Source organism: Achromobacter sp. 2789STDY5608615 (genome assembly GCF_001298995.1).
GTDB classification, from domain to species: Bacteria; Pseudomonadota; Gammaproteobacteria; order Burkholderiales; family Burkholderiaceae_B; genus Achromobacter; species Achromobacter insuavis.
Map to the genome: position 1 here is coordinate 1 of NZ_CYTY01000048.1, position 14,624 is coordinate 14,624.

The 14,624-nt window shown below is 62.4% G+C and carries 14 protein-coding genes; all 14 read left to right on the forward strand.

Features of this window, described 5'->3' with window-relative positions; genetic code table 11:
* A partial coding sequence (locus tag AOZ49_RS27430) for an AAA family ATPase (protein WP_156355761.1) occupies positions 1–743 on the forward strand: 743 nt, incomplete at its 5' end.
* A 17-nt stretch (positions 744–760) separates the two neighbouring features.
* Positions 761–2,191 carry a phospholipase D-like domain-containing protein gene (locus tag AOZ49_RS27435; protein ID WP_054478921.1) on the forward strand — a complete coding sequence of 477 codons (1,431 nt, stop codon included), beginning with the start codon at positions 761–763 and terminating at the stop codon, positions 2,189–2,191.
* A 27-nt stretch (positions 2,192–2,218) separates the two neighbouring features.
* A complete protein-coding gene (ftsH, locus tag AOZ49_RS27440) occupies positions 2,219–4,036 on the forward strand; it encodes an ATP-dependent zinc metalloprotease FtsH (RefSeq protein ID WP_054478923.1) in 1,818 nt (605 codons plus the stop codon).
* 87 nt (positions 4,037–4,123) lie between these two features.
* Positions 4,124–4,582: a small heat shock protein sHSP20-GI gene (gene hsp20-GI, locus AOZ49_RS27445; protein ID WP_003454952.1), complete on the forward strand. Its 459-nt coding sequence runs from the start codon at positions 4,124–4,126 to the stop codon at positions 4,580–4,582.
* A 22-nt stretch (positions 4,583–4,604) separates the two neighbouring features.
* Entirely contained in the window at positions 4,605–5,519 is a 915-nt protein-coding gene (yfdX1, locus tag AOZ49_RS27450; RefSeq protein ID WP_003454955.1) for a heat resistance protein YfdX1, read from the forward strand.
* Between the two features lie 102 nt (positions 5,520–5,621).
* Positions 5,622–6,509, forward strand: a complete 888-nt coding sequence (gene yfdX2, locus AOZ49_RS27455; RefSeq protein WP_054478925.1) for a heat resistance protein YfdX2 — start codon at positions 5,622–5,624, stop codon at positions 6,507–6,509.
* Positions 6,510–6,605: 96 nt separating this feature from the next.
* Positions 6,606–7,217, forward strand: coding sequence for a heat resistance membrane protein HdeD-GI (gene hdeD-GI / locus AOZ49_RS27460; protein ID WP_054478927.1), 612 nt, complete (start codon positions 6,606–6,608; stop codon positions 7,215–7,217).
* 79 nt (positions 7,218–7,296) lie between these two features.
* On the forward strand, positions 7,297–8,442 hold the full coding sequence (locus AOZ49_RS27465) for a hypothetical protein (RefSeq protein ID WP_054478957.1): 1,146 nt from the start codon (positions 7,297–7,299) through the stop codon (positions 8,440–8,442).
* Positions 8,432–8,872 carry a heat resistance system thioredoxin Trx-GI gene (gene trx-GI, locus AOZ49_RS27470; protein WP_023109331.1) on the forward strand — a complete coding sequence of 147 codons (441 nt, stop codon included), beginning with the start codon at positions 8,432–8,434 and terminating at the stop codon, positions 8,870–8,872. The genes AOZ49_RS27465 and trx-GI overlap by 11 nt, the downstream gene beginning before the upstream one ends.
* Positions 8,873–8,875: 3 nt before the next feature.
* Positions 8,876–10,591 (forward strand): heat resistance system K+/H+ antiporter KefB-GI, encoded by a 1,716-nt coding sequence (kefB-GI, locus tag AOZ49_RS27475; protein ID WP_054478929.1) that lies wholly within the window; start codon positions 8,876–8,878, stop codon positions 10,589–10,591.
* Complete coding sequence (gene psiE-GI / locus AOZ49_RS27480; protein ID WP_012761374.1) at positions 10,588–11,085, forward strand: heat resistance protein PsiE-GI; 498 nt, start codon at positions 10,588–10,590, stop codon at positions 11,083–11,085. Before kefB-GI ends, psiE-GI begins: the two co-directional genes overlap by 4 nt.
* A complete protein-coding gene (locus AOZ49_RS27485) occupies positions 11,063–12,028 on the forward strand; it encodes a zinc metalloprotease HtpX (RefSeq protein WP_054478931.1) in 966 nt (321 codons plus the stop codon). The genes psiE-GI and AOZ49_RS27485 overlap by 23 nt, the downstream gene beginning before the upstream one ends.
* Before the next feature lie 24 nt (positions 12,029–12,052).
* Positions 12,053–13,204, forward strand: a complete 1,152-nt coding sequence (locus AOZ49_RS27490) for a S1C family serine protease (RefSeq protein WP_012761372.1) — start codon at positions 12,053–12,055, stop codon at positions 13,202–13,204.
* Between the two features lie 232 nt (positions 13,205–13,436).
* Positions 13,437–14,345 (forward strand): LysR family transcriptional regulator, encoded by a 909-nt coding sequence (locus AOZ49_RS27495; RefSeq protein ID WP_054478959.1) that lies wholly within the window; start codon positions 13,437–13,439, stop codon positions 14,343–14,345.
* Positions 14,346–14,624 lie beyond the last annotated feature (279 nt).

Consider the following 14,624-nt stretch of genomic DNA (forward strand, 5'->3'; position numbering starts at 1 on the left):
GGGGGGGGCAGCTCACCGAGAAAGTGCGGCGCAAACCCTACAGCGTGTTGTTGCTCGATGAGATCGAAAAAGCGCACCCCGACGTCTACAACATCCTGTTGCAGGTATTCGACGACGGGCGGCTCACCGACGGCAAGGGCCGGGTGGTGGATTTCACCAATACCATCATCATCGCCACCTCGAACTTGGGCTCGGACATCATCCAGCGTCGGCTGAAGGCCCGTGGCGCCGCCGGCGAGGAATACGAGAAGACCAAGTTCGAGGTGATGGACGTGCTGCGCGGACACTTCCGCCCCGAGTTCCTCAACCGCATAGACGAAATCATCGTCTTCCATGCGCTGGGCAAGGAGGAGATCCGCCATATCGTCGGCCTGCAGCTCGATCGTGTGGCCCGCAACGCCGCCAGCCAGGGCGTGACGCTGACCTTCGATCAGACCTTGATCGATCACTTCGCGGAGGAAGGCTACAAGCCCGAGTTCGGCGCGCGTGAGCTCAAGCGGCTGATCCGCAGCGAGCTGGAGACGGCACTGGCGCGCGAGATGCTGGGTGGCGGTATCGGCAAGGCCGATCACGCCAGCGCCCGCTGGGACGACAAGGCCGAACGGGTGGTCTTCGAGCGCCAGGAGCCACCCGCGAAGCCGGCCGAGCCTGAGAAGCCCGATGCCGCGAACGCGGCCGAGACGCCGCCTAGCGACGCGAGCAAGCCTGCGCGCAAGAAGAAGTCAGCGGGCGGCGAATCTTGAGTCATGGGGAGGCTGTCGTGTCCGACCCCAACGGGCTGACATGGGCAGCCACCCTCGTGTCGCTGGCGGTCGCTATCCCCACAGCGGGGCACGCGGTCATCTACAAGCGTGACCCTCGATCGGCCACGCTGTGGGTACTGCTGATCGCCTTGTTGCCGCTGGGCGGTTCGCTGCTGTATGGGCTGTTCGGCATCAACCGTTACCAGCGGCGGGCGCGGCGGCTCTTCCCGGGGGCAGATCCTGCTGTTCGGCAGGACCTCTCGCCCACGATGCCCGAGGCTGTATCGCCGCCGCTTGCCGGTCTGGCCCACCTGGTGGGACGCGCCACCGGCCAGTCGCTGACCGGCGGCAACCGCATCGAGCCGCTTGTCGATGGCGAGCAGGCCTACCCGGCCATGCTCGCCGCCATCGAATCGGCGCGGTACAGCGTCGCCTTGGCCTCGTACATCTTCGACAGCCAAGGCATCGGGGCGCAGTTCGTCGATGCGCTGCGCCGGGCTCATGAGCGCGGCGTGCAAGTGCGGGTGCTGATCGACGACGTGTATGCCCGCTGGACGCCCCGCAGCGCCTACCGCGCCTTGCAGCGCGCCGGCGTTCCGGCGGCGACGTTCAACCCGACGTTGATTCCCGCGCGCCTGCATGCCGCGCATCTGCGCAATCACCGCAAGCTGCTGGTGATCGATGGCGAGACGGGTTTCACCGGCGGCATGAACATCTTCAGCCCGTATTGGCGGCCCGATGCGCCGGGCCGGGCCTGTCACGATTTGCACTTTCGTCTGCGCGGGCCGGTGGTTGCGCATCTGATGCGGTGCTTCACCGACGATTGGTGCGATACCACGGGCGAGCGGCTCAACGAGGGTCTCTGGGGCGAACCGCCCGCAACGGCTGATGAGCAAGGAACCTCTTGGGCGCGCGGCATCGAGGCCGGTCCCGATGAGGCCCTGGACCGGCTGCGCTGGACCTTCATGGGCGCTTTGAGCGCGGCGAAGCATTCGGTGCGCATCTGGACACCTTACTTCGTGCCCGATCAGCCGATGATCGCGGCGCTAAGCACGGCCGCGTTGCGCGGCGTGCGTATCGACGTGCTGACGCCCGCAAACGGCGACCATCCCACGGTGCAATGGGCCGCACGCGCCCACTACTGGCAGGTGCTGGAGCACGGTGTGCGCATCTTCGAACGGCCGGGCCCGTTCGACCACAGCAAGCTGATGCTGGTAGACGGAGCGTGGTGCTGCCTGGGTTCGGCCAATTGGGATGCGCGCAGTTTGCGCCTCAACTTCGAGTTCAATGTGGAGGTGTACGACACCGTGTTGTCTACGCGGCTGTCATCCCTTTTTGATGCCGCTCGTGATGCGTCGGGCGAGATATCGGCGAAGGCGTTGCGCGCCCACCCGCTGGCCATCCGCTTGCGCGACGGGGTGGCCCGTCTGTTCACCCCCATTCTCTAGCGACACGACTTGCGAGGAACATTGCCCATGGAAAAGAAAGATCAATGGAACATTGGCTACTGGATCGTCGCCGGCCTGTTGCTGCTGACGCTGCAGAACTACTGGCAGGCGGCGAAGACGGTTGAACCCGTTCCCTATAGTGAGTTCGAGAAAGCGCTGGCCGAGGGGCGCGTCGCCGAAGTATTGGTGTCGGACCGCACGGTTACCGGGCGTCTGAAATCACCGGACAGTCGTGGCAAGACCACCATCGTGGCCACCCGCGTCGAACCCGACCTGGCCGAGCAGCTGTCGAAATACGATGTGTCCTACGCGCGAGTGGTGGAAAGCACCTGGCTGCGTGATGTGCTCTCCTGGATTCTGCCGGCCGTGGCCTTCTTCGGCGTCTGGTTCTTCCTGTTCCGCCGCTTCGCCGAGAAGCAGGGCATGGGTGGTTTCCTGAGCATCGGCAAGAGTCGCGCCAAGGTATTCATGGAGAAGAGCACTGGCGTGACCTTTGCCGATGTCGCTGGCGTCGATGAAGCCAAGGCGGAGTTGGTTGAGATCGTCGATTTCCTCAAGAATCCGCAGGAGTATGGACGGCTCGGGGCGCGCATTCCCAAGGGCGTGTTGCTGGTCGGCCCACCGGGCACCGGCAAGACATTGCTGGCCAAGGCTGTTGCCGGCGAGGCGGCGGTGCCCTTCTTCTCCATCTCCGGATCAGAGTTTGTCGAGATGTTCGTCGGCGTGGGTGCAGCGCGCGTGCGCGACCTGTTCGAGCAGGCCCGCGGGCAGGCGCCGGCCATCATCTTCATCGACGAGCTCGATGCGCTGGGCCGCGCGCGCGGCGTCGGCGGCCCCATCGGCGGCCACGACGAGCGCGAGCAGACCCTCAACCAGCTGCTCACGGAGATGGACGGCTTCGACAGCTCGGTCGGGCTGATCATCCTCGCCGCCACCAACCGCCCCGAAATCCTCGACCAGGCGCTGCTGCGCGCCGGTCGCTTCGACCGTCAGGTGCTGGTGGACCGGCCCGACAAGAAGGGACGGCTGGACATCCTGAAGGTTCATGTCAAGAAGGTGACGCTGGCCCAGGATATCGATCTCGAACAGGTGGCTGCGCTGACCACGGGCTTCTCGGGTGCAGACCTCGCGAACCTGGTCAACGAGGCCGCGCTGGCCGCGACCCGGCGCAAAGCGTCCGCCGTGGAGTTGCAGGACTTCACCGCCGCCATCGAGCGCATCGTGGCGGGCTTGGAGAAGAAGAACCGCGTGCTCAATCCCAAGGAGCGGGAAACCGTGGCCTACCACGAGATGGGCCATGCGCTGGTGGCGCTGGCGCTGCCCGGCACCGACCCCGTGCACAAGATCTCAATCATCCCGCGCGGCATCGGCGCGCTGGGCTACACGCTGCAGCGCCCCACCGAAGACCGCTTCCTGATGACGCGCGCCGACCTGGAACACAAGATTGCCGTGCTGCTGGGCGGACGTGCCGCCGAAAAGCTGGTGTTCGGTGAGTTGTCCACCGGAGCTGCCGATGATCTCGCGCGAGCCACCGATATTGCCCGCGACATGATCACCCGCTTCGGCATGGACGAGGGGCTGGGCTACATCGCCTTCGAGGCGCAGCGGCCTCGGTTTCTCGATACACCGGAACTGGCCCACGGCGGCTGCCGGGTGGCCGAATCGACCCAGGCGCGCATCGATCAGGCCATCCGCGACATCGTGATGGGCGTGTTCGAGCGCGCCTACCGGATCCTCGACACCAACCGCGCGGTGCTGGAGCGTTGTGCGCGCGAACCGCTGGCGCGGGAAACGCTCGACGAAAGCGATATCCGTCAATTGACTCAAGGACTTGTTCGGAACTGAAAACAGTAGTAGGTGCCATTCAGAGTAAGCCGGCGGCTCTGTTCGGTGCGTCATCCAATTCGCCGGCATTGTTCAAGGAGAACCGATATGTCTGCATTGACTCCGTGGGACCCCTTCCGGGAACTGGATGAATTGCAAAACCGCCTGGCGACGATGTTGGGAGGGACACCCCAGCGACAGGGCGCCCGTACCGGCAACGAAGCCATGACCACGGCGGACTGGGCACCAATGGTGGACATCAGCGAGGATGAGAACGCATTCCTCCTCAAGCTGGATCTGCCGGAGGTCCCCAAGGATGCCGTGCGCGTCAGCGCGGAAAACGGCGTGCTCACCATCAGCGGCGAGCGCAAACTGGAAAAAGAGGAGCAGGGCAAGAAGTTCCACCGCATCGAACGTGCGTATGGCCGCTTTGTGCGCAGCTTTGTCTTGCCTGACAACGTTGATCCGACCAAGGTGACGGCTTCCATGAAAGACGGCGTGCTGGAAGTGCGGCTTGTCAAGGCCGAGCAAGCCAAACCGAAACAGATTGAAATCTCAGTCAACTAACTTCAATCAAGAGCCCAAGATCATGAATATCAAACAGCCACAATACACCTTCTCCGCACTTGCCCTGGCGGTCGTCGTCGGACTGAGCGGACCGGCTCTGGCCCAATCGGCGGCAGGTTCTAGCCCAGGTGCTGCAGCACCCTCTGCCGCATCCAAGGCGGCACAGCCACAGGTAGATGACAAGGCCGCCCGGGAAGCCGATAAAAAGCGTGCCGAGCTCACTCAAGACGCCATCACGGCGCTCACCAAGACCCAGGAGGCTTTGACCCTCCTTGATGCAAAGAAGACCAAGGAGGCGCTCGCTGCGCTGGAACTGGCCAGCGGAAAGCTGGAACTGGTATTGGCACGCGACGCCAAACTTGCTTTGGCGCCGGTCGATGTACGCGTCATCACCCACGATATCCATGCCAACGTGGAATCGGTAAAGAAAGCGGTCAAGTTGTCTCGGGAGTTGTTGGGTGATGGCGAGGTGCAAAAGGCCCGGCCCATCGTCGCCAATCTGGCCAGCGAAATCGTGATCGAAACCGGCAACCTGCCGATGGCAACGTACCCGGCAGCGATCAAGTCGGCCGCACGGCTCATCGACAGCGGCAAGATCGACGACGCCAAGGCGGAACTCGCCCGAGCACTGAACACGCTGGTGGTGACCTCGGTCGCCTTTCCTCTGCCCGTGCTACGGGCTGAAGCCGCGATGGCAAAAGCTGAAAAGCTGGCCGAGACCGACAAGCGCGATGCCAAGCAGAACGAGGAGCTCAGCACCTTGCTGTCGTCCGTGCGCACGGAGATCGAGATGGCGCAGATCCTGGGTTATGGCAAGAAGGCGGATTTCAAACCCATCTTCGATCATGTGAAGTCCATTGAGCAAAAGTCGGCTGGTGGCAAAAGCGGCAAGGGATGGTTCGACGAGTTGAAGACGCGCCTCCAAAAGCTGTTTTGAGATGATGAAGGGGCCGACTGTTCGGTCGGTCAGTCTCGCGATGTTCGCAGTCAGCCCCAATAGATTCGCCTATTTTCACTAACTCACACGAGGCATATCACCATGAATGAGCAAACATCGAATCCCAATGCGACGAACAAAGAAATAAACGAACAGGCCGCGGTAAGCAGCCTTCCTGTCAGTCCAGAGGCCAAGGCTGAAGTCGTCACGGAGGTACAGCCTGAGGTTCAGAAGGAAACGGACTCGCAGGCGGCAGACAAACGTAAACAAGTCCTCGATGAGGCCGTCTCGGCCTTGTCGCTGACCAAATCAGCGCTGGCCGCACTTGACGGCAAGGACGCTGCACGCGCATTGGCAACGCTGGCCGAAGTGACGGGAAAGCTGGAGCTGATCGTTGCGCGCGAACCCACGCTCGCCCTGGCCCCCGTTGATGTGCGCACCATCGTGCACGACTTGTTCGCCAACACGCAAACCATTGAGGCGATGACCGACGAGGCGCTGGATGCCCTCAAACATGGCGAGGTGCAACGGGCACGTCACGTGCTGGCTTTGCTGGCCAGTGAAATCGTGATCGCGGTCACCAACATCCCTCTGGCGTCCTATCCCGCAGCCGTGAAGTCAGTCGTGCCGCTGATCGATCAGGGCAAGATCGAAGAAGCCAAAGCCGCGCTGCAGTCAGCGCTCAGCACGCTGGTCGAGGAGCGCAGCGTGCTTCCGCTGCCCGTCCTGCGTGCGAAGCTGCTCCTGAAGCGCGCCGAGACCTTGGTAGAAGATGGTCAGCGGAGCGAAGCGTCCAATGAGCGCCTGGAGACATTATTGAACGAAGCGCGGCAGCAGTTGGAAATGGCAGAACTGCTGGGCTATGGAAAGAAGAAGGACTTTGAGCCCCTGTATACTGAACTCAAGAAAGTCAAGCAAAAGACGGCTGGGGGAGGCGGCGGAAAAGGCTGGCTCGATGAAATCAAGGCAAAGCTGTCCAAGTTGTTCTGAAACCGCTGGATAGGGCGTAAGAGGGGCGCGTCGCGCCCCTCTCTTGGCTCAGGAGTGTTTGCTTTTTCACCCCATTAGATCTTTAGGAGATATAGCATGAACACAGACACCATCGCCGATTCCAGTGCGGATGACCCCACCAAAGCACTGTGTTCGCTGAGCCAAAATTGGTGGCTTTTTACGTTGCGCGGTGTCTTGGCATTGATTTTCGCAGCCCTCGCGTTCTGGATGCCACAATCGGCTCTGTTGGCCATGACCATCATGTTCGGCGCATTTTCCTTGGTCAATGGCGCGTTCAACTTGTTTGCAGCGGTGCGCCATATCCAGAAAAAAGAGCGCTGGGGCTGGCTGCTGTTCAGCGGCATTGTCGGCATACTTACCGGCGTCGTCGTCCTGGTTGCTCCTTGGGTCGCCACGATGGTCATGGCTTCTTTTTTATGGGCTAGCGTGGGGTTCTGGGCGATTTTCACCGGTGTGCTGGAGATATCCGCCGCCGTTCGGCTGCGTCAAGAAATCAAGGGTGAAATCTGGCTTGCCTTCAGTGGACTGCTCTCGATTGTCCTTGGCGCTATCGTCTTGTGGATATTTTTTTCCCGTCCGGTCGAGTCATTCCTGGCCGCAGGCTGGCTGTTGGGCTTCTATGCGGCAGTCTATGGCGTCACGCTTTTGTTCTTGAGTTGGCGTCTTCGCAAAACGCGCCAGGGATAAGAGCGGGTCAAACTAAATTCTATGGATATGAGCATCCTCGATTCATACCTCCATAGAAATGACATCGAAGGAGTCATACATGCAGATGCAATATAGCTATCGAGCTATCGACAAAGAGTTTCATGAACCTTGGCAGAGAGCTTTGGGAAATGTGATCGAGCACGCCCTCAAGCCATTGCTCGACAAACACACTAAAGATTCAGTGCGACTTCAAATCGTCCTTGATCGCGACAAGATCAAGCGGCAATTTCTGGCCAGTGGCTATATGCACCTGCCCGGCAAAAAGACTGTCAGCGTTACTGCATCACATGACGAGCTGACGCCCCTCGCGCAGATGCTCGCACAGTCGTTGTTCCGTCAGGCCAAGAAGCATTTTGACCGACTGCATGCTCAGGATCAAATCAAGCGCAAAGCACGACGCGAGCGCTTGCGCGAGCTCAAGGTGCGGATTGCCGCAAAACCCGCGTCAGCCGCCCATGAGGCCGAGGCGACCCGAATGCCTCTACTGTCGAAACTTGAGGCTGTCGCAAGGCGTGAGCTGGCTTATCTGCGTGCCGTCGGCGATTTACCGCGCGATTATCCGACGCTGCGCGACGTGGTGGATGAAGCGATTGTCCAAGCTGAGGTGGAATGGCAATCCGTGCCGGAAGAAAAAGCGGCTTACATCGGTCTTCTGAAGCATCTGTTCGCCGTCCTGGATCACGAAGTGGCAAGCAGCCGGCAATTTGGCGAATTCGTTTCTCTGGACGCGCCGGTCGAACCGGATGCCCAAGACGTCGCCGAGGCCATGGTGGAAGAGGAAGTCTTCGAATTTTATCAGCCCGATGACACACTCAGGCTGGCCGATATCATCGCTGACAGTCAGCATCCCGATGCCGCAACGATCGCGGAACAGGAGGAGCTAGTTGATCGGTCGAGCGAGTTCGCTTTTGCATTCGACCTGCTGAAGGACATGCCGCGTTTGTGGCGGCGCATTTTTCTGCTTATCCGTGTGGACGGGCTGGATGCCAGCAGCGTCTCTGAAATCCTGCTGATTCCTAGTCAGGAAGATACTGTCCAAAGGTGGCTCATGCAGGCCGAAGCGTTCATCGCTGCTCATTTGGAAGAGGCCGGAGTAAGCAAAGACGGGAACGATTGGCTCCAAGGCGTTGATTGGTCGGCATTGTCTGTGACCCGAAGCGCGGCAGCCTCACTGTGGTCCAAGGAGGCGAACCATGAAGAATAATCTTCACCTCGTCTGTCCGCATTGCCAGTCCATCAACCGCGTACCGACTGCGAAGCTATCGGAACATCCCAACTGCGGCCGCTGCCAGCAGCCCTTGTTCACGGGCGAACCCATCGAGTTGACCACGGCGACGTTCTCGCGCCACGTGGAGCGCAGCGACCTGCCACTGTTGGTCGATTTCTGGGCACCTTGGTGCGGGCCGTGCAAGATGATGGCCCCGCAGTTCCAGCAAGCGGCGCGCCAGCTCGAACCCAGGGTCAGGCTGGCCAAGGTCAATACCGAGGCAGAACCCCACCTGGCCGCGCAGTTCGGCATCCGCAGCATTCCGACGCTCGCCCTGTTCCAGGGTGGGCGGGAGATCGGGCGTCAGGCCGGCGCCTTGGGCGCGCAGGACATCGTGCGCTGGGCATCTGCACAGGTGGGGCGCTGACCGATGCAGGACTTGCTCGGCGCCACCCTGATCCTGCTGGCGGCATGCAGCCTCGCGGCGGTGGCGACGGCGGCGTTCAGAGTACCCGCCTTGCTGGGTTACCTCGCCGTCGGCGCCTTGCTGGGCCCGTCGGTCAGCGGTGTAGTCGCGCCGGGAGAAGCGCTTGATTTTCTGTCCGAGCTGGGCGTGGCCCTGCTGCTGTTCATGGTTGGGCTGGAGTTCTCCCTCGGGCACTTCTGGCTTTCCCGTAAAACCGTATTGGCGGCCGGCAGCTTGCAGATGATCGCTGTCGCCACGCCACTGACCTTGATGTTGATGTGGCTGGGACAGCCAGTTCAGAGCGCTGCGTTGCTCAGCACTGCGGCGGCCATGTCGTCCACGGCGCTGGTCAGCCGACAGCTGGCCGACCAAGGCGAGCTCACCACCCGCCACGGCCGCAGCGCCATCGCCGTGCTGGTCTTTCAGGACCTGGCCAGCGTGCCCCTGCTGGCCCTGCTGGCGATCTGGGCGCGCGGCGAGTCGCCGAAGATCGAGAGCGTGCTGCTCGAAGTGTTGGGCGTGCTGATGTTGTTCGCGGCAGCGGCCCTCGCCTCCCGTCGTCTGTTGCATGGCCTGCTGGGCTGGGTGGCGCGGCAGGGCCACGAAGAATCCTTCGTGCTGGTTTCCTTGTGCGTGGTGGTGGCTGCCGCCGCTGCTGCACACGCGGTCGGCGTATCCGCCGCCCTGGGTGCGTTTTTGGCCGGCATGGTGCTGGGCGAGAGCGACTTCCGTCACCACATGGAAAGCCACCTCAAACCGTTTCGCGATGTGTTGTCGGGGGTGTTCTTCGTGACCATCGGCCTGCAGTTGGACGGAGCGCAGATTCTTTCGGCACCACTGGCGGTGTTCGCGTGGCTGGCAGTGCTGGTACCGGTCAAGATCGGGCTCAACACCCTGGCCTTGCGGGCGACGCGCCTGTCCGCCCTCGATGCCTGGCGCACGGGCATAGCGTTGGGGCATGGCGGCGAGTTCGCCCTGCTGTTGTTGGGCATGGTCTTGCAGCAGCATCTGATCCCCGCGACCGTCGTACAACCCATGCTAGTTGCGCTGGTGCTCAGCATGGCCCTGGCACCGCTACTGATCCGCCATCACGATGTACTTGCCCGGTTCTTGAGCCGCACCGGCGGCGTCATTCAGCCACCCCAGGCTGAAGAAGTCGAGATCGCCGCGCAGACGGCGCGATATCGAGACCATGTCATCGTTTGCGGCGCGGGCGAGCTTGGCCTGACAGTCAGCGAGATTCTTCGCCACGCCGGCGTGGCGCATCTGCTGCTGGAGGCGGACGCGCAGAAGGTCGAGGCCGCGCGTGCCGCCGGCGCGCCGGTGTTCCATGGCGATGCCAGTCGGCCCGATACCTTGCTGGCTGCCGGCTTGACGCATGCGCACATGGTGGTGCTGACGTTCGCCCATGCCCAGCAAGCGTTGCGCATCGCCCAGGCGATTGCCGAGCGCCGTCCGGCGCTGACCTTGTGGGTGTCATGCAGAAGTACGACCGCGGCCGATGCATTTCGCGCCATGCCCAACGTGCGTGTGTACCAGCAATCCTTTGCCGCAGGCCTTGGGCTGGCGGAACAAGTGATGTCGTCGCTTGGCATGTCGGCCAAGCTCGTCGAACGAAACATCAGTGCGATGCGCCGCCGTCTCGACAGCGGCAATGTCGCAGGGAGTCCATCTGCATGAAGTCAACAGGCCGCAATCCATTTCAGGTCTTCCGTGACCAATGGGCCATCATGAGTTTATACGAGCGCTTCGAGCAGGTCGTCGCCCTCGTTCTGTCGGCGGTAATTGCCGTCATCATCGTGGTGTCGCTGTTCCAGCTCATCGCCATCGTCTTCACGCTGCTGGTCCTCGATGCCTTCAATCCCCTGGATCACAAGGTATTCCAGAGTGTGTTCGGCATGATCATGACGCTCTTGATCGCGATGGAGTTCAAGCATTCCATTGTTCGCGTGGCGCTGCGTCGGGACAGCATCATCCAGGTCAAGACCGTGATCCTCATCGGTCTGATCGCGCTGGCGCGCAAGTTCGTGATCCTTGACCCCGAGGCGAGCCCCGCAAAGATAGCCGCGCTGGCAGGCGCCACGCTGGCTCTGGGTGCGACCTACTGGCTGCTGCGCAAGCGCGGCGACCGCGCCGCCGAGACCTCTGAGCATGACCCGTCATCATCCCAGTGATCCGCGCACGGCGCTGTTGCAACACCGCTGGCTCAACCGCCTGCAGACCGGGCTGTTGGTCCTGACCCTGGTCGGGATCGCAGCCGCAGCAGGGAGACTGCCGTTTGGGGAAGGCGGCCTGTGGCTCGCGCTGTTTGCCGTTACAGGTGCGTTGCTGCTGGAACCGGTAGCCGCGTCGGCGCTGAGCTTGCGCCTGTACCGCGTACGGGCCTTGCACCCGCAAGAAGCCCACGAGATGTGGGCCCTGTTGCGCGAGCTGCCCGCCCGTGCCGGTTTGCCCGCCACGCCGGTGCCGCACTATGTGCCCAGTGCCGTCGTCAACGCCTTCGCCACCGGATCGAAGCAGGAGGCATCGATCGCCCTCACCGATGGCCTGCTGCGCAGCCTGAGCCCACGCGAGCTGGCGGGTGTGCTCGCGCACGAGATCGCGCACATCACCAATGAGGATCTGCGCGTCATGAGGCTGGCGGATTCCGTCAGTCGCCTCACGAGCCTGCTGGCCCTCATGGGACAAATCGCCATCCTGCTCAACCTGCCCGCGCTGCTGGTTGGCGCGGCGGAGGTCTATTGGCCTGGTCTATTGTTATTGGCCGCATCGCCCCAGCTGGCCCTGCTCGCACAGCTCGGCTTGTCTCGCGTGCGTGAGTTCGACGCTGACCGCCTCGCGGCGGAACTGACGGGCGACCCGCAGGGGCTGGCGTCCGCGCTGGCGAAAATCGAGCGGGTCAGCCGCTCCTGGCGTGCCTGGCTGTGGCCGGGATGGGGCAATCCCGAGCCCTCCTGCTTGCGCACGCATCCGGCAACGCAAGAGCGTATCGCACGCCTGCTGACGTTGGCGCCTGGGCCAGCATCAGCGTTGCCATTCCACGCGCCCCATTTCTTGCCGGAATCCGCTGTGACGCCGCGCCCGCCGCGCTGGCACCCGAGCGGGCTGTGGCGCTGATTGCCTATCAACAGGAGACTTCTCATGGCCTACCCCGACCCGTACCCACGCCCCGCACCGGACCCCTTCATCCGGCGCTGGCTCTTCATCACCGCCTGTATTGCCACGCTCATGCTGCTGTGGCAGTTCCTGCCCGCCATCGAGGCCTGGTTCAGTCCGCGCGAGGCGGCAGATCGCACCGTGACGGCGCGTGGCGATCTGGCGGCGGACGAGAAAGCCACCATCGAACTGTTCGAAGAATCGCGCGCTTCGGTGGTCTACATCACCACCGCGCAGCTGGTGCGCGACGTCTGGACTCGCAATGTCTTTTCCATGCCGCGCGGCACCGGTTCGGGCTTTATCTGGGACGATGCCGGCCACGTCGTCACCAACTTCCACGTCATCCAGGGTGCTTCTGAAGCCACGGTCAAACTCGCCGATGGCCGCGACTACCAGGCCGCGCTGGTGGGGACGAGCCCAGCGCACGACATCGCCGTGCTCAAGATTGGCGTCGGTTTCAAGCGCCCGCCGGCCGTGCCGGTCGGCACCAGTGCCGACCTCAAGGTGGGTCAGAAGGTGTTCGCTATCGGCAACCCCTTCGGCCTGGACTGGACGCTCACCACCGGCATCGTCTCCGCGCTCGACCGCTCGTTACCCGGAGAAGCGGGCGGCCCGGCCATCGATCACCTGATCCAGACCGACGCCGCCATCAACCCTGGCAACTCCGGTGGGCCGCTGCTCGATTCGGCAGGAAGGCTCATCGGCATCAACACGGCGATCTATAGCCCCTCCGGCGCCTCGGCCGGGATTGGTTTCGCCGTGCCGGTGGACACCGTCATGCGCGTAGTCCCGCAACTCATCAAGACCGGTAAGTACATCCGTCCGGCGCTGGGCATTGAGGTGGACGAACAGCTCAATCAGCGCCTGCTTGCACTGACCGGAAGCAAGGGCGTGTTCGTGTTGCGTGTTACCCCTGGTTCGGCAGCGCACAAGGCCGGCCTCGCGGGTGTCGAAGTCACGCCGCAAGGCATCGTGCCGGGCGACCGCATCATCGATGTTGATGGCAAGGCGACGGACGATGTGGCCAAGCTGCTCGCGCGGCTAGACGACAGGAAGGTCGGCGATGTGGTGGTCTTGTCAGTGGAACGGGCCGGCAAATCGCGCGAGGTGCGTGTGGAGCTGCAACCCGGGAATTGATTGAACTGAACCTGTGGATCAGGCGGTAGTGCAGCGTCGCGGCGATTGAGGTTCTCAGGTCTTCGGCCAGGTAGCGTTCCGCCTCAACCTCCGTAATTTTCGGATGCGATCTGCCTATCCGAATAGGCAAGCATGCAACGCCGGAACCTCTTGCCAATCATCGAAGGAGAAAGCGAGGCGCAATCCGCATGAGGTGGACGCAGGCCAGGAACGAGGCAAACAGGAGGCCGCATTGGAACTCAGACTACTGCGCTATTTCGTTGCGGTCGCGGAAGAACTGCATTTCGCGCGAGCGGCCGAGCGCCTTGGCGTAGAACAATCGCCTGTGTCGCGCGCAATGCGAAATCTCGAAGCCACGCTCGGCGTGCAGTTGTTCGACCGCAGCGCGCACCAGACGCGACTGACCTGGGCCGGTCAAGTGTTCCTCGGTGAGTGCCGGCGCGTGCTGGCCACCGTGGAGCAGGCGGTGAGTGCCGCAAAGGCGGCGGCGCAGGGCTATCAGGGTTATCTGCGCATCGCCATCTGCGACAGCTTGGCGCAGCCCCACATTGCCACCTTGCTGGCGCGCAGCCGCGAGGAAGAGCCCGAACTGGAGATTCGCGTCTTCGAGCTGCCTTTCGCGCAGCAGCTCAAGGGCCTGCACAACGATCTGCTGGACATCGGTTTTGCGCTGTCGGACGCGGTGAGCGAAGGCCTTGTCGCCGAGCCCGTGTGGACCGATCCTCTGTCGGTGATCGTGCCCGTGCGCCACCCCTTGTTGGCGCACGCGGAAGTGCCATTGGATGAAGCCTTGAAGTTTCCGTTGGTACTGTTCCATCCGGACGCGGGATCGGGCTGCCACCACCAGATCCAGGCGGTGCTTCAAGGTGCGTCCAAGCCGCTCAAGCTGGTAGATCAGGTGACGAGCCTAGGCGTGATGCTGACTCTGGTCGGTGCCGGTTATGGCCTAGGTTTCGCCATTGCCTCGCAGGTGCAGACCCTGAACCGCCCCGACATAACCGTTCGCCCCTTGGCCGGCACGCCGCCCATGCTGTCCACCTACCTGCTGCGCCGCAGCGCCGAACCCTCTGAGCCCATGAAGCGGTTTCTGCAGCGCGCCCGCGAGGAGTTCCTGCCAAAGGGAGATGAACCGGCCTCGTGACGTTGAGCGCTCGGGTACATTGGCTACTGCTGGCTGTCCATGGCTCGCACTGGACTTGCTCGGAGCGCGCGTTGACCAAGCGTGGTTTTTCAGTCCATAATTATGTCCATCTCGGTTCGCCGAGTGCGGAAAACTCGTTATCAATCAACGAGTTGGGAACACGATGATGTTCCCTTCACCCGCTCCATTCCAAAGAATGCCAACGACGGCTACTGACGTCCAGATCCGCGTGAGTCGCGTCTCCCTCACCTGATGCTCCAACCTGAATTACCGATTGAG

Bases quoted from the DNA above. Each gene is read 5' to 3' on its own strand.
- ftsH (WP_054478923.1), top strand. From the start codon at position 2,219: ATGGAAAAGAAAGATCAATGGAACATTGGCTACTGGATCGTCGCCGGC.
- hsp20-GI (WP_003454952.1), top strand. From the start codon at position 4,124: ATGTCTGCATTGACTCCGTGGGACCCCTTCCGGGAACTGGATGAATTG.
- yfdX1 (WP_003454955.1), top strand. From the start codon at position 4,605: ATGAATATCAAACAGCCACAATACACCTTCTCCGCACTTGCCCTGGCG.
- yfdX2 (WP_054478925.1), top strand. From the start codon at position 5,622: ATGAATGAGCAAACATCGAATCCCAATGCGACGAACAAAGAAATAAAC.
- hdeD-GI (WP_054478927.1), top strand. From the start codon at position 6,606: ATGAACACAGACACCATCGCCGATTCCAGTGCGGATGACCCCACCAAA.
- AOZ49_RS27465 (WP_054478957.1), top strand. From the start codon at position 7,297: ATGCAGATGCAATATAGCTATCGAGCTATCGACAAAGAGTTTCATGAA.
- trx-GI (WP_023109331.1), top strand. From the start codon at position 8,432: ATGAAGAATAATCTTCACCTCGTCTGTCCGCATTGCCAGTCCATCAAC.
- kefB-GI (WP_054478929.1), top strand. From the start codon at position 8,876: ATGCAGGACTTGCTCGGCGCCACCCTGATCCTGCTGGCGGCATGCAGC.
- psiE-GI (WP_012761374.1), top strand. From the start codon at position 10,588: ATGAAGTCAACAGGCCGCAATCCATTTCAGGTCTTCCGTGACCAATGG.
- AOZ49_RS27485 (WP_054478931.1), top strand. From the start codon at position 11,063: ATGACCCGTCATCATCCCAGTGATCCGCGCACGGCGCTGTTGCAACAC.
- AOZ49_RS27490 (WP_012761372.1), top strand. From the start codon at position 12,053: ATGGCCTACCCCGACCCGTACCCACGCCCCGCACCGGACCCCTTCATC.